The organism is Candidatus Neomarinimicrobiota bacterium (assembly GCA_016784545.1).
In the GTDB taxonomy this organism is placed as follows: Bacteria; Fidelibacterota; UBA8477; order UBA8477; family JABMPR01; genus JABMPR01.
Window position 1 is genome coordinate 1 of the sequence record JADHUM010000028.1, and the last position, 16,168, is coordinate 16,168.

At 45.9% G+C, this 16,168-nt stretch carries 9 protein-coding genes; all 9 read left to right on the forward strand.

Annotated elements, in window-relative coordinates:
• Positions 1-2,015, forward strand: a 2,015-nt coding sequence (locus ISR87_07865) for a T9SS type A sorting domain-containing protein (protein MBL7025360.1), incomplete at its 5' end; no start/stop codon positions are given.
• A 26-nt stretch (positions 2,016-2,041) separates the two neighbouring features.
• Positions 2,042-4,405: a T9SS type A sorting domain-containing protein gene (locus ISR87_07870; GenBank protein MBL7025361.1), complete on the forward strand. Its 2,364-nt coding sequence runs from the start codon at positions 2,042-2,044 to the stop codon at positions 4,403-4,405.
• Between the two features lie 28 nt (positions 4,406-4,433).
• Positions 4,434-7,550: a T9SS type A sorting domain-containing protein gene (locus ISR87_07875; GenBank protein ID MBL7025362.1), complete on the forward strand. Its 3,117-nt coding sequence runs from the start codon at positions 4,434-4,436 to the stop codon at positions 7,548-7,550.
• A gap of 399 nt (positions 7,551-7,949) precedes the next feature.
• A complete protein-coding gene (locus ISR87_07880; protein ID MBL7025363.1) occupies positions 7,950-12,107 on the forward strand; it encodes a T9SS type A sorting domain-containing protein in 4,158 nt (1,385 codons plus the stop codon).
• A 27-nt stretch (positions 12,108-12,134) separates the two neighbouring features.
• On the forward strand, positions 12,135-12,842 hold the full coding sequence (locus tag ISR87_07885; GenBank protein MBL7025364.1) for a response regulator transcription factor: 708 nt from the start codon (positions 12,135-12,137) through the stop codon (positions 12,840-12,842).
• A 12-nt stretch (positions 12,843-12,854) separates the two neighbouring features.
• Positions 12,855-14,345, forward strand: a complete 1,491-nt coding sequence (locus tag ISR87_07890) for a HAMP domain-containing histidine kinase (protein ID MBL7025365.1) — start codon at positions 12,855-12,857, stop codon at positions 14,343-14,345.
• A gap of 44 nt (positions 14,346-14,389) precedes the next feature.
• Positions 14,390-14,740, forward strand: a complete 351-nt coding sequence (locus ISR87_07895) for an FKBP-type peptidyl-prolyl cis-trans isomerase (protein ID MBL7025366.1) — start codon at positions 14,390-14,392, stop codon at positions 14,738-14,740.
• Positions 14,741-14,749: 9 nt separating this feature from the next.
• Positions 14,750-15,082 carry a thioredoxin family protein gene (locus ISR87_07900; GenBank protein MBL7025367.1) on the forward strand — a complete coding sequence of 111 codons (333 nt, stop codon included), beginning with the start codon at positions 14,750-14,752 and terminating at the stop codon, positions 15,080-15,082.
• Positions 15,083-15,097: 15 nt separating this feature from the next.
• A complete protein-coding gene (locus tag ISR87_07905; GenBank protein MBL7025368.1) occupies positions 15,098-16,147 on the forward strand; it encodes a hypothetical protein in 1,050 nt (349 codons plus the stop codon).
• Positions 16,148-16,168: the final 21 nt, after the last annotated feature.

The following is a 16,168-nucleotide window of genomic DNA, read 5'->3' on the forward strand; positions in this document are numbered from 1 at the left end:
GGAATAATAGTACTGATCCAGATATTTTTATACAAGCTTTAGATTTGAATGGTAGCCCTGTGTGGTCAGATGGGGGAACCCCCGTTGTTCAGGCTGATCTTAAACAACTCCAACCTCGTTTTACCATGGGTGATGAGGGCGGTGTCTATGTGACCTGGCTGGATGAGCGCAATGGAGGATACCCACAATCCGATATCTATATCCAATATGTCAACCTGGATGGCAGCATGGGCTTTGGGGCTGATGGTCTGGCTATAACTTCTGGAAAAAAAATCCAGAGTGGTGGTCTTGTGCGTCCTGATGGAAATGGTGGCGCTCTGGTTGTTTGGTCAAATGCATCAACGGGTAGCATTGGTATCACAGCCCAACATGTTCGCCTGGATGGCAGTCAAGCCTGGGAAGTCGATGGTTCTGAATACTTTTTTGGCATCGATGGAGATGCCAGCAAATTTCAAACACTTACCTGGGGCGACAATGATGCGCTGATATTCTGGGAGGACAATCGTTGGTCTGGTACTGGAGCTGTTGCTATGGCTCAGGTCATGGATCAAAGTGCCGCTATCCAATTCACTATGGATGGTGTGGTCCTTTCCGGCAACGAACAGCAAAGCGATCCAATCATTGCACCTGATAACCAGGGAGGTGCGTATATAACTTATACCAATCCTTCCACAGGCATGGAAATTCTTTTTACTCAACATGTGGGTGAGGATTTAATCCCAACCTGGGATCTTGCAGGAATTCCCAGCCATGAAAGTACGCCAATCGGTCAGTTTAATCCCCAAATGGTGACCAGTGTAGATGGCTATCTCTACTACTTTTGGACTGAAGATGTTTTCTTGCAGGGACTCCAGGTTCATGCCCAGAAATATACCATTGATGGTACATCACTCTGGAGTGATGGAGGCGTAGTCATCACGCCCACTGACATGCTCGCCGATAAATCCGTAAAGAGCGCTGTTGCCCTGGCGGACTCCACAGTTATCTATGTTTGGGAAGCTGAAACCACAGCGGGTTTCCATTCCTATGTGTCCAAACTATCACCCGATGGCAACAATGTATGGTCAGAAGTCCTTAGTTCAGATAGTGGAAGTACTCAGAGAAATGCTGTCGCAGCATATGATCCAGAGCAGGAACAGATTACAATTGGTTGGGAAGATCTTCGCAATGCCGCTGAAAGTAGTGTGGATCTATTTTCCGTGATCATTGATACGGATGGTAACTTGAGCGAAGAACAATTAATCAGCAATGCGTTTGGAGATCAGACAGAGTTGGAATTGAGCTTTGCTGATGACAACAGTTCTGTGCTCTATGCAGCCTGGCAGGATTATGATGGTTTTCAACATGATATCTATGTCAAAAATCTCACCACCGATACTGCAGCCGAACAAATAACGACACTTCAATCAGAAAATAAAGACCCTGCCTTGCGTACGATTAGTGGATCACGCTATATTGTGGCTTGGGAAGATGTCCGTAATGGTATTCATTCAGATATATACTTCTACGATTCCCATCCGGATGGTCGTGGTCATGGCGCAGAAGGGGTACCGCTTTCAACGGCGGTATTAAATCAAAAGCAGGCTCAGATCGTACCCTTTACAGGCAGTAATCCTGATTCGTTAACCTATCTCATCGCTTGGCTGGACATGCGTTCCTCTGGGAAAACTGAATTGACCAATATTTACGCCCAGGCCTATAGTGGTCAGATGCCTGTTTCCATTGATGAAGTCGTTGTGGCTCAGGAGTTTAAGATCGGTTCAGCTTATCCAAATCCATTTAATGGATCCGTCAATATTCCAATTGAGAATCTGCGAGGTGCTGATCTGGATTTATATATTTATGATCTAAAGGGCCGGGAAATTCTCCATGAATCTCTGGGCAGTCAATCCGGTCGTATTTATACCTGGGAAGGTCAGAATCGATTTGGACAGGATTTGAGTAGTGGCGTATATCTGGTTTCCATAGGTTCAGAAACTCAATTACACACCCAAAAAGTAATGTTCATCAAATAATCACAGATCTCCTGGAAATCATATTCATGCCACACGTCATCCGCAATATTCTGAGTATCCTACTTCTCTTCTCTGCAATGAGTGTAAATGCCCAATCATTTCTACGCGAGTCGGTGATTGATAGCAGATACCACACCTATGAAGAAATCGTGGCCTATATGGACTCGATTCAGCAAATTCCAGCCTATGATGCCATTCTTGATGTACGGGAAATTGGTCGATCAAACAACGAAGACCTGCCCATATATGCCATCAAATTATCGGACAACCCAACGCTGGATGAGGATGAGCCGGCATTGCTGTTCCTGGGACAATGTCATGCAGAAGAAATTCTCGGTGTTGAGATTACCATGGGGCTGGTCGATAGCCTCCTCCATGGCTTTGATGCCATGAATTCCCATGTAGGCTCGATCCTCCAAAACCTGGAGGTATGGGTGGTCCCCAGCTACAATCCTGAGGGCTTGAGAGTGGTCCATGATGGTCTTGATGTCACCTTTCGTAAGAATAAGACGGATAACAATGGCAATGGTGTCTTTGACTTTGTAGAAGGAATTGGATACGATATAGATGGTGTAGACTTCAATCGCAACTATGATTTTAACTGGATTTTTGGCGATGCCTATGAAGTCGATGACTATGACTACTATCGAGGTCCCTCAGCCTTTTCTGAGTCAGAAACCAGAGCCATCGCGGATCTGGCCCGGCAGGAGAAGTTTCTGCTTTCAGTTGCCTATCATTCCGCACGTTCTGGTACACCAGAAATCATCTATTATTCCTGGGAGTGGGATGAAGTCAAATTTCCGCCAGATATTGACATCATGAGCGGGCTGGCCACCACCTTATCTCAACGAGTGATCAACGAATCCAGGGATGGAAATTATGCAGTAACCCCTGGTAAAACCCAGCGTGGGAATGCCCATGACTGGTTTTATACCCAGACCGGTGCCATTCAGTTCTTAATTGAAGTGGGAACCAATAATTTACAGCCCAATGTCGACATTATTAACGATACGGTGGACCGCAATCTGGAGGGTCTCTTTTTTCTCATGGATCGTGCCTTTGGACGATCTCCGGAGAGCAAATCCCAAATTAGGGGGATCGTTAGCGATGCCTCTGATGGCTTTGCACTTGAAGGTGCACAGATCCAGCTGGCCAAGCTTAATGTGGGTGGAAGCTTAACTCCTCTGGAAGGGCTCATGATGCAGCCCCGGATCACGGATGGTTTTGGCCGTTATCGTCGTCTGGTTAACCAGGGGACCTATCGGGTGATTGCCTCTGCACCAGGCTTTGAATCGGATACTGTGGCCGCCATCCTGACCAGTGAAAGTTATCCAACTATTCTGGATTTCAGTCTGGATCCTGCTCCTGAACATACCATCCATATCGATCTGCTCCAGGAAGTCCTTACCGATCCCTATGAAGTTATTATCTGGGATCAGTTTCACCGCGATACCCTTGAAATGGGTGCTGGTCTTCACTCCTTCATCTGGCAGGGCAATGACATCAACATCCAGGTGTCGACTCCTGGATATTTTCCTGAGATTCATTCCTATGATCTGAGACCATTTGGTCCCGAGCAGGAATTATCATTTTCAATTGATTTGCCAACTGCACCCACCACTATTTTCAGCACAGGTTTTGATGATCTATATGCCTGGCAAATAAATGGCGGTGACTGGGTTGCGGAAAACGGGAAATTGAAATCTCAAACCGACCTTTTTTATGATGTGGGTTTGGAATCAGAAATGGTCATGGATCTGGATATGTCAGGTCTACCAGATGCCAAGCGCCTGGGAATCCATATCGTCCATGCCTATGAAGTGGAATGGCACATCGACACCCTCTCAGTTGAAGTCTGGAATGCCGATGAATCAGAACGACTCATTCAGAAACAGTGGTCTGACCAGAATTTTGAAAATCATTCCGAGACATTTTTTATGGCTGGTGAAATCCCTGCAACAGGTCGCCTCAAAGTTAAAATGAAGACCGACTCCACAGTGGGTTTCCGGGGCTGGGAGATTGATTCCATATCCATTTTTCTGTCCGGCTATGAGTTGTTGAGCATTGGACCAGAAATAAGCGAACGCCAGACACAATCTTCAGCAAACCAATTCGGGATGTCTGTTTCTGCCTCACCAAATCCTTTTCACTCGACGACACGTCTCGAGTTTGAAATTCCTCAGGCCAATATCGTATCCATCAATGTTTTTGATATCCGAGGGAGAGAAATCTATTCAGAAAAACTTGATGGATCAGCCGGAACCAATTCCTGGGTCTGGAAGGGACAGGATATGCTGGGTCATCATGTGAGCACTGGGATATACTTTATACGTATCGATGATTCACAACAATCAGTAACCCGTAAACTAATGTTAATGAATAAATTATAGCTCGACTTAAAAAATAAAGAACTAAAATATGCACCGAATATCACAGAAAATTTTCATCAGTCTCCTGCTTGCGACCCTGGCGTTTTCAGCATCAGGCCCCCTGGCTTTTAAGAATCTAATGGAGAATTATCCATCGGTTCAGGGACGCTATAACTGGGAATCATATCAGCGTGGAGATTTCCTCATCATTGCTCCAGATGCAGCCCTGGCGAATCCATATTTGGAGCCGTTCAGAGTTCTTAAAGAACAACAGGGATTCCGTGTCACCATGGCGCCACTTTCAGAAACGGGCAACACCACCACAGATATCCGGCAATTTATCGCCGATTTCTATGCTGCGAATGCCCTTGAATATGTGCTGCTCATTGGAGATGTGGATGATGCTTATGCCTTGCCTGCCTTCAGCTATGGCCCAGAGAATGATGTTTCCGATTTACCATACGTGTTGATCGAGGGAGGCCCAGATGATTACTTCCCAGAGGCCTTCATTGGACGCTGGCCAGTAGATACTGCCCAGGAGTTGGCCAAGGTGATTGTGAGAACCATCAATTATTCCCGTACACCTGACGTTGAGTCTGGCTATCTGGAAAGAGCCCTGGTCACTGCAGGAAATTATGCAGATACAGGAACTATTCTTACACCGGTATGGACCTCATACTGGCTCCGTGATGAATTTTATGACTATGGCTATTCCGATGTGGATACGGTATTCTTTCCACCTACGACTGGACCGGAGCAAATTCTGGATGCCTGGAATGAGGGTGTGGGGGTTGTGAATTACCGGGGATGGGGAGACGCCCATGGTTGGCATTTTCCTCATTTTCATGTGTCCGATTTTGATGATGGCGCTCTGAATAATGGGAACAAACTACCCATCGTATTCAGCTTTGTCTGCGGGACCGGCAAATTCGATAGCAGTATTGATCCTGCTTTCTGTGAAGCCTTATTAACACAGGGAAGTGTATCTGTTCCAGCGGGAGCAGTCGCCGTTGTGGCACCTTCTGATTTACATACACGTACAAAATTTAACAATGCTCTGAATTCAAAACTATGGGACGCCCTCATGGAGGGGCATGTCGATGAATTGGGACCCGCTCTGGTTGCCTCAAAATTTGGTTTTCTGGATGAATTCGTCAACGAATTAGGTCCTGGTGAAATGGCAGAATTCTACTACCACACCTACAATGTCATGGGAGATCCAAGTTTGCCGGTCTGGTTATTGAACCCTGAACCCATCACCCTTGATGCTGCTGCTTTTGGAGAAGTGTGCTGGGATGATGGACTCATCACACTAAACCGATCTGATTTGCAGGAAGGCGTCTTTTCCTTAAGGCAGAATAATGCACTCATTGGCTCAGGCAGATGGACAGATGGGCATATTAGAATTTATCGTTTTGATGGGAGCTCATTTTATACCGCTGATCATTCTGGAGAGCCTCTTGAAATTACCTTGAACAGCCCCGGGCACACGCCTGTCACTGTTGAAGTAGTCCCTGTGGCCGGTAGTGGTGTTGCCTTTGCCGGAATGCAGGAAAATGTCCACGTCGGCATGACTCAATGGACACCACAGTTCCATAATTACGGGTCAGCATCTGTCTCTGTTTCGCTTAATCTCAGCTCTCCCGACGGGATCTATTCAGAAACGTTGGGAGATTATTCAATCGCAGCTGGTGGAACCATAAGTGCCGCTGCAACTTCAGCACCCCTGATACAGCTCATTGATCGGGAGATAGTCATAAATGTTGAAATTGCTGGCGTTACTTCACCTCTGGCAATTCCAGTGAGTGTTGTTTCCCCAGAATTGTCAATCAGTTTTGATGGTCACATCAGGCCGCTTCCAGGTGCGGCATTTAGCTTGAGCTTAAACGGAAGCTTTCAGGGCCTGGATGCAGCGGGATCAACCCTGCATGTCACCTTGACCAGTGCCGCAGAATTTGCAACCCTTGGGGATGTGACGGGTACTGCCACCATTGATGCAGAGGGAAGTTTGACTTTCTCCGATAACAGTTTCACAGGCTCCTTAAGCGAGGTGGCCCACGGAAGTCGATTGCCACTAAGTTTTGATTTTCGTCTGGATGGACAGAGCGATCCATTCTATCACCGGCAGTTCATGGTGATCATTGGTGCAGAAAGCAACAGCGATCCCACACCACCCAACCAAAATTATGGCTATTGGGCTTATGACAATAATGATACTGAATATGATGAACTCCCCACCTACAGTTGGACAGATCTTTCAAGTGAAAGTGGTGCTCAGCATTACTCTCTCAGCGATGATGATCATGAAATTGTGACGCTGCCCTTCACTTTCAGGTATTATGACACTGATTACGATATACTCACCATTAACTCCAACGGATGGGCAGCCTTTGGGGCGGACTATATCAATTATTTCCGTAACTGGTCCATACCCATGCCCCTGGGACCAGATGCCATGTTGGCACCCTTCTGGGATGATCTGGACAATGATACACTGATAAACAGTCAGGAGGTTGGACGACCCATTGACTTGTATACCTTTCACGATCAAACCAATCAGCAGTTTATCGTTGAATGGCATGAGGTCTGGAATGGTTTTGGTGATCGAAGTTTTCTTGAAACCTTTCAACTCATTTTGCATGATCCAAGCGGATCGTTGGTTGCTGATGATGGGAACGGTGTCATCGAATTTCAGTACTATGAAGTCAACGATGTTGATCAGACCAATAATTTTAGCACAGTTGGCATAGAGTCGCCTGATCAAAACGATGGCCTAATGTATGTATATGCCAGGAACTATGCTCCTGGTGCATCTGTTCTGGAGGCTGGTCGCATCATTCGCTTCACCACCAACCCACCTGATTTATACTGGGTTTCAGTTGAGAGTGAGAGCCAAAAACCAACTCAATTTGAAGTGGGACCAGCATTTCCAAATCCATTTAATGGTACCACAACAATTCCTTTCACACTGCTTCAGGCAGGTGAGGTAAATCTGGAAGTCTACGATTTGTTGGGTCGAAAATTGTTTAGCCAGGAATTGGCATCCTTGAATGCTGGCTCTCATCGATATGCCCTCAGGACTGAATCGTTTTCATCAGGGGTTTACCTTGTTAAAATTGAGAGCGCTGGTGCACACCATATTCAGAAGGTCACCCTTTTGAAATAGATTTCACCCAACCAATTTCCAGTGGAGTAACGCGACGATTAAATTGGTTTCAATCTGACCCTAGAGACTGAAACCTGTTTGATTCGCTGCACTCAGTGAAAACAGGTTTAGTTACCTCAGCAAGATTTATGCAGACCAAAGGTTTTAGTCATGAAATAGTCCCTCAAAATGGGACTATTTTGTTTTTGAATGGTCTCCAGAAGAGACTTGTGGACGGTTGAATCTCCTGTTCATAAATATCTCAAAATCTTCCAGGTGGGAACTTGGATCAAAAAGTACCCAGAATCGAGAGCTCTCCACACTCTGTGGCATTTATCAAATTGTTAGATTGCTTGCATACCAGCCATAGTTGCCATCTTGTATATTGTCTGGATTGGGGAAACCATAGAAAGGTGAATTATGTACAAAAATATCCTGAGTTTAATCATTACGTTTGGAGTAGTCGGGGGTCTGTTTGCAGCTTCCAATCCTGTCTCGGAAAAGTCACTTCTGAGTCTTAAGTCATTTGATGCAAACCATTCTACTTTAGAAGCTAGCACACCCGAATTTTCAATCGGTAGTATTAGTTTTGCTCAGGGGGAATACGATTTTTTGAATACCGATATGCAAGGGCAGCTTCGTCTCATAGGCGCCCCTGATCTTCCTACCACCTCAACACTCCTGGCTGTACCTGCTACAGGTGATCTCCAGACAGAAATTTCATACACATCACTGCGTGTTGAGACCAATATTAATCTAGCACCTTTCCAACCCGTACAATTAGAAGCACAAAATAGACCCGAAGGATTTGCCATCGATCAGGATATCTATGAACAAGACGCCTGGTTTCCTCCATCACCTGTTATTCTCCATGAACGTATCCAAATGCGCGACCTGACTTTGGTTACTGTGGAAGTAAGTCCCTTCCAGTACAATCCCGTTACCAGAGAATTGCGTATTTATGAGGGGTTGGAAGTTAATGTGAATCACAGCGAACCACTTGTGGCACCAGAGCGACCCATCTCTAGATTTTTTGAACCTATTTATGAGAATCTCGTTCCAAATTCAACCCTGGTTCTGGAACCCAACTACCAAATACCATCTATTCTTTTTATTCATACCGAAAATACAACTGTGACCACCTATCTTCAGGCACTCTTGGATTGGAGACATGAAAAGGGTTTTGAAGTACACAGCGCCAGTACTTTGCAAACGGGTTCTTCCAACTCCTCCATCAAGAATTACATACAGAATGCCTACGATACCTGGATCAATCCTCCTGAGTTTGTCGTGTTGGTGGGTGATGCAGGTGGTACTTTTAATATTCCAACCTGGATAGAGAATTTCTCAAATTATAACGGTGAGGGAGACCTTCCTTATGTTCATCTCGCCGGTTCAGATTATATAGCCGACGCCTTTATCGGTAGACTCCCTTTCGCTTCAGCCAGCGAATTTAGCAATATCATCAGTAAAATTCTGAATTATGAAAAGAATCCCCCTAGTTTTGATACGGACTGGTACACACGGGCTCTCCTGGTGGGGGATCAGGCCTCATCTGGACTCTCCACAATTATGACCAATAGAAACATCAACGAGTATATGGAAGCCAATGGCTACCAGGACAATTTTGAGGTCTATGGTGGTTCTTTTGTGAGCCAGATTGCGTCTGGAATCAATGCCGGCGTTTCCTACTTTAACTACCGTGGATGGTTGGGAATGAGTGGCTGGGGAAATACCAATACGTCAGCCCTTACCAATGGATCAAATTTACCCTTCGTAACTATTTTGACATGCGGAACGGGCGGCTTTACTGGCGATTCTCGTTCAGAGCAATTTCTAAGGGTTGGAACCACTTCTGTACCCAAGGGTGCCATTGGCGCTGTTGGTACAGCTACATCAGGAACCCACACCCTTTATAACAACTGCGTATCGGTGGGTATCTATCACGGTATCTTTAGCGACGAGCTGTATTATGCCGGAGTTGCAGTTGAACGCGGTCGTATAAGTCTCAATCAGACCTATCCTTCAACCACCAGTGATTACGTAAAAATCTTTAGTCACTGGAATAACCTCATGGGTGATCCTTCAACTGAATTGTGGACTGGTGTCCCACAAATCATCGCCATGGAAGCCCCTGATGAAATTCCAGCTGATGCCCAATATCTGGACATTGCTATCCTTGATGCAACCAACAATGCCATTGAAGGCGCCTGGGTGACAGTCACAGGAAGTGGCGTGTTCGTATCCGGGTATACTGATGCAGATGGTTCAGTTGTCCTTGATCTGCCCGCAGCGCTCCCAGCCAGCATGACTTTGACTGCCACAAAACATAATTTTAAACCTGAACAGATGGACATTACAGTAGGTGATGACAATTTCGCCATTTTGATTGATGCAGCGACCCTCAATGAAACCGTTGGTAACAGTGATGGCATGCTCAATCCGGGTGAAACCGCTCAGTTTGACCTAACTTTCTCAAACCATTCTGCTGCCAGCATTTCAAATGTGTTTTTAACAGTTGCTGGTGAGAATGCTCCCCCTGTCGATTATTTCTATGCTACTCTGGCTGCAGGTGCCAGTGTGGTCCTGAATGATCAAACCTTTTCCCTGCCAGCGGACTATCCCGGGATGGCTAAATATGATGTTGCCATTCAGGTAACTGCAGATGGCACCTCGTATACTGACCATCGAAGATTTGATGTCTATGCTCCCTATTTGCAGGTTCATACCCTGGCAGAACCAGGCTTCCCACCATATTCATTTGATCCTGGTGAGGTAACCAACCTGGTGCTCTTTGCTGATAATATTGGTACCCTGGGAAGCAGCAATTTGACTGCAACGCTGCATAGTTCTGACCCCAATATAGAGATTCTTGATTCGGTGGCTGTCTTTTCTGACGTTGAGCCAGGTTCTGAGACCAGCAATAGTGCTTCCAGTTTTGAGATAAATATTAACACCCAGGTAACTGTGGGTGTTCAAATTCCCCTTCAGGTAGAATTTACTGATGACAATGGATTTGTAGAAATAGTCTCACTGCTTCTGCCCATTGGAACCCCAGGAATGGGTGACCCAACTGGTCCCGATGCTGGTGGCTATTTCTGCTACGATAGTCAGGATCTAGCCTACGCTCTGGCACCCCAGTACAATTGGATTGAAATCGTTCCCGGGATGGGCTCATACACTGGAACTCTGGTTCCCCTCAATGACAATGGAAGTAATCAGGAAGACATCGTTACTGTAAACCTGCCCTTTGATTTCGGATTCTATGGTGAGGATTACAACCAGGTTTCTATCTGTTCCAACGGATATATCGCCCTGGGTGCCAGTGAAACCGCTCTCTTTAGAAATTATCCAGTGCCTGGTCCCTTGGGGCCCAACCCCATGATTGCCGCCTTCTGGGATGATCTGGTTATGGGAAGTGGTGATGTATATACTTACTCCAACGTCTCCGAACATATCTTTATCATCGAGTATCACAACATGCAGGGAGCCTATAGTGGTTCAACTCAAAAATTTGAGATTATCCTGTATGATGCCGATTATTACGGCAGTACGGATGGTAATGGCGATATTAAGATTCAATATCACACCTATAATAATGACAATGATGTCGGTGTCGGTTGGGGTAGTTCAGTCCATGGTCAGTATTCCACCACAGGTCTTGAAGACCACACTGGCCAGTTAGGGATGCAGTATACCTTCAACAATATGTGGGCAGAAACAGCTCATGTCTTGACCGATGAATCCGCTCTTTTCTTTACCACCAGAACAGACGCCATTCTGCCTTGCCCAGGCTGGGGTAGAGGAGATATCAATAATGACGGATACCGAGGTGTTCAGGATCTGATAATCCTCATCAATGTCATGCTGGGTAACGGTGAATTTGGCGAATGTGAATTCTGGGCGGCTGACAAGTCTCTTGATTCACTGATTAACGTCAGTGACGTGGTCCTGTTGGTTGATGAGATCATGGGTGTTAGTCTAGCTCGCATAAGCCAGACTGAAGCCCAGGCTGATTTCATTATCGAAGATGGTAGTCTCATTCTGCGTGCCTCAGAGCCTGCAGAAGCTTTTAGCTTCACGCTGCAATCTACCACTCAGCCTAGTATCATGAATTATCCTGGTCTGACGGTTACTTCAAGGGAATCAGACGATGGACTCAAAGTTTTGGGTTATTGGACCGGAGAAGCACCTCGGGAAGTTGAGATCCTCAAAACTCAGGATACTCGGTTTGAAATTTCCCACCCACAGGTAGCTGGTGCTGCTGGTGTGATGATGAAATCAGGTACCACGATTATACCTGAAAGTTTTGAGATTACATCGGTTTATCCCAACCCATTTAATCCAACGGTTAATATCAGCTATAATCTTCCTGCAGCAGAAGAGGTGTCTATACACATCTATAATGCGCTGGGACAGGAAGTGAATTATTCAACAAGTCAGCTTCAGGCTGGTCAACATGTCTTCACATGGAATGGCCTGGATCAGCAGCATCGTTTGGTAAGTTCTGGGATTTATTTCGCCAGAATCACCACCGCTGATGCCAATCAAATGGTAAAGCTGACCTATCTGCGCTAAGCGCTGGAGAAGATCAGGGGATAACTCATGAATAAGAACCTTTTACTCGTTGAAGATGATGCTGAAATCATCAGCCTTTTAAAGGAAGGTCTGCGCTACGAAGGGTTTGAGCTCACTATCTCTAAAGACGGTGATAGTGGTCTCGAAAAAGCACGTCAAGGAGACTATGGTCTTATTCTTATGGATTGGATGCTCCCTGAAATTTCAGGCATTGAAGTTGTGAAAGCTTTGCATGCAGACAATGTACACACCCCTGTCATTATGCTCACAGCACGTCATGATGAATTGGATAAGGTCGCTGCTCTGGAAGCAGGCTGTGATGACTACATCACCAAGCCCTTCAGCATCAAGGAATTGGTTGCCCGAATCAATGCAGTCATGCGTCGTGCTGCATCCAATGTTATGGATGAAGAAGGCACGGAGCGCAAGATCAGCAAGGGAGAGCTGGAAATAGACCTGGAAAAACGGGCTGTTTCCATTCGTGGCAAGGAGATTCAATTAACGGCCACAGAGTTCAACCTGCTTACGCTGCTGATCCGTCAGCCGGGGCGTGTATATAGTCGCAAGCAACTCCTGGATATTGTCTGGGATTACTCTTTTGAGGGCTACGAGAACACGGTGAACACACACGTCAATCGTCTCAGGTCCAAAATTGAGAAGAATCCCAACAATCCTGAATACGTCCTCACAGTCTGGGGCGTAGGCTATAAATTTTCTGACGAGATAGGTGTCTAGCAGGTTTCTTCCATGGTCCAATTCAGACATATCCCTCTATATCGCACCCTGACCTTTAAGGTCTCCCTTGCGCTTATAGCCTTCTTTATTCTGAATGGGGTACTGTTGGTCCTATGGAATCAGGCTGATATCATGAATGATCTGGAAATTGATATCCAGACAACCTATCGCCATACAGCTCTAGAAATTACCGAGGAAATAGAAGACCCAGAAACCGATATCATAGACATGTCGGTTTTTTTTGATTCGCTTGCTCAGTACTATCCCGGAATGGAATTATTCCTGGTTGATCCTGATGGTGAAATCCTGGAGCATGGAAGCTATGTGCCATCTGAGCTCATCAACGACCATGTTTCAATTGAGACCATCCAGGCTTTTATTCAAGCTGATACCAGCGACTATCCCATTGAAATAGCCATTCCAACAGCCACAGATCTTGATTTCGTTTTCGCAGCTGCGCCGCTTGGTTCCCCTGAAGATCCAACAGGCTACGTCCTGGTGACCATGGTTGAGGGTGGTGAAGATGTAATTGTGAGTTGGTGGGAAGAATATGGCTTAATTCTGACGCGTACTATTTTATTCAGTATCATTGTCGCAGTATTTGCTGGCATACTGTTCTGGTATTTTCTTACTAGGCGTGTCCAGCATGTGGCTCAGGCAGTTCAAAATTATCGGGCAGGTGATACGCGCTTTGTCCTCAAGGACGAGGCAAGCGATGAAATTGGTCATGTCGCCATGCATATTGGCGATATGATGGAACGCATCGATACCATGTTTGATGAATTGGGTCGCAAAGAGAAGATGAGAACAGAATTATTGGCTTCTGTGAGTCATGAACTGCAGACTCCCCTCACCGTCATGCAGGGTACTATTGAAACCCTGGTTGAGCACCGTGAAAAGATGAGCGAAGAAGATCTCAGCCTGAAATTGGCCACCGTTTATTCCCAGGTTCGACATATGAGTGCCCTCATTGATGATATGTTTGATGTGGCCATACTTGAAACAGGTCAGATGCGAATCAATGCAGAACCTTTCCCCATGGTTGAGCTGGTGGAAGATGTACTCCAGAGTTATGCCCTGTTGCTGGAACAATCAAAGATCACCGTTGAAAGGGATTTTCCAGATACGATCCAGACGGTGAATGCTGACCCCCTTCGAATTCGTCAGGTCATCCGCAACCTCTTGAGCAATGCTATTAAATTTTCATCCCCGGGAGATACCATCCGAATCACGACGGAGGTGAAATCCAATGAGATTCTCTCCTTTCGCATCGAGGATACTGGTATCGGTATCGCAGAAGGGGATATCAGTAAGATTTTTGAAAGCTTTTACCGTTCCAAGCAGCAATTGCAAAAGACTGTCAAGGGCACTGGTCTGGGTTTACATATCTGCCAGCACATTCTCAAGCTCCATGACACCAACCTGGAAGTCAAAAGTCGCCTGGATATTGGCAGTACCTTTTCGTTCGATCTAAAACTTTACAAAGAAGTTGTAACGATTTAACCCGTCCCAGCTCTAAATTCTCGTCACAAAAAAAAGGAAACATCATGAGTGAAGCAATCACCACTTCAAGTGGTCTGAAATATATTGAAGAAGTAATTGGAACCGGTAACTCCCCCTTAAGTGGTCAGGGAGTGGTGGTGCATTATACTGGTACTCTGGAGGATGGGACAAAATTTGACAGCTCAGTCGATCGCAACAAGCCTTTCAGTTTTACCATTGGTGTTGGCAGAGTTATTCAGGGTTGGGATGAAGGCGTCCTATCAATGAAAGTTGGTGGAAAAAGGCGTTTAATTATTCCATCTGATCTGGGTTATGGTGCCCAGGGCGCCGGTGGCGTCATTCCCCCCAATGCCACGCTCATATTCGATGTAGAATTACTGGAAATTCGTGAGTAGCGTTTCGCAATGACTTTAGCTGAGCTCCAGACCGTTCTGGATGAGCATCCCCTCACATTGCTCTATTTTTCAACTCCTACATGCAATGTATGTAAGGTACTGAAACCCCGAGTGAAAGCACTCCTGGAGGAAGAACCACCCTGGCATTTTCAATATATAAAGACTGAAGATTCCATGGAAATTGCCGGCCAAAATCTCATCTTTGCCGTCCCCACGCTTTTACTGATGGCAGATGGGCGCGAGATAGGTAGACTCAGTCGCCATTTTGGGATGCATGAGCTGGAACAACCCGTGCGTCGCTATGCTGAATTGTTTAAACAATCTGAATCTGAAACCTCCTAGAAGCTGAAACTTCAAATGCTCCGATACCTGCTCCTGCGAAACCCCGGTCATAACAGAGTATACTATCTGGAATCCGAAAAACTGGCCCTGGCTGAGCTCACCCTGACATCAAAACGGTTTGACCAGCCCTGTGACCACATTGAATCCATAAATATTGCAGGCATTAATTATCTGTCCTTTACAGTAGGGCAAATCTTAAGTGAGACTGAGTTAAAGTGGCTCTCGAATCTCTCCTTTGTCTTAGCACTTTATCAACAGTCAGCGGACACCACAGATTCAGCTCTTCACCCAGTAGAGTTGACACCCCATTCCCATGCGGATCCCAAGATTTCCATGCTGCTCAAGTATTCAGGGAAGACCAACGAAATATTTACAAGGATGATGGTCAATGTGGGCTTGGTCTCAAGTGATTTTGGGCTGGATGATGCCATTCAGCTGCTGGATCCTGTCTCAGGCAAGGGAACCACTCTCTTTGAGGGAGCCATTCGGGGATTTGATGTGACGGGGATTGAATCAGAGCGCAAAATGGTCCATGAGGCCACCATCTTTTTTAAGAAATTTCTGGAACAGGAAAAATACAAGCACTCCTTAAGCAAACACGCCATGTATTCCAGCAGTACTGGAAGTGAAGCTTCCATTCAATTATTTGAATATGCTCGGGATAAGCAGGAATTCAAGACCGAGAGCTCCAGAAAACATCTGGCCCTCATCGCCGGCAATGCCATCCATTCAAGGCGTTACTTCAAGGCCGAAAAATTCCATCTCATCATCGGTGATTTACCCTATGGTATCTCCCATGGAAATAAAAGCCAGAAGAAACATAACTCACCCACTCGCAGTCCCGCGGAACTCATGGAAGCCTGTTTGCCTGAATTTCACAAGATATTGAAAACAGGGGGGTGTCTGGTGTTAGCCTGGAACAAGTTTGTCTGGTCCCGCGAAGACTTCGTACAACTCCTCAATGCCAGGGGCTTTCACGTCCAGGACTCAGATCCCTATGATCAATTCACCCACCGTGTTGATCAATCCATCAAAAGAGATATCGTCGTCGCCTGCAAAGCTTGATTAGAGGCAACTAGATGCTAA

Coding starts and splice junctions, on each gene's coding strand:
- ISR87_07880 (MBL7025363.1), top strand. CDS start 7,950: ATGTACAAAAATATCCTGAGTTTAATCATTACGTTTGGAGTAGTCGGG.
- ISR87_07870 (MBL7025361.1), top strand. CDS start 2,042: ATGCCACACGTCATCCGCAATATTCTGAGTATCCTACTTCTCTTCTCT.
- ISR87_07875 (MBL7025362.1), top strand. CDS start 4,434: ATGCACCGAATATCACAGAAAATTTTCATCAGTCTCCTGCTTGCGACC.
- ISR87_07885 (MBL7025364.1), top strand. CDS start 12,135: ATGAATAAGAACCTTTTACTCGTTGAAGATGATGCTGAAATCATCAGC.
- ISR87_07905 (MBL7025368.1), top strand. CDS start 15,098: ATGCTCCGATACCTGCTCCTGCGAAACCCCGGTCATAACAGAGTATAC.
- ISR87_07895 (MBL7025366.1), top strand. CDS start 14,390: ATGAGTGAAGCAATCACCACTTCAAGTGGTCTGAAATATATTGAAGAA.
- ISR87_07900 (MBL7025367.1), top strand. CDS start 14,750: ATGACTTTAGCTGAGCTCCAGACCGTTCTGGATGAGCATCCCCTCACA.
- ISR87_07890 (MBL7025365.1), top strand. CDS start 12,855: ATGGTCCAATTCAGACATATCCCTCTATATCGCACCCTGACCTTTAAG.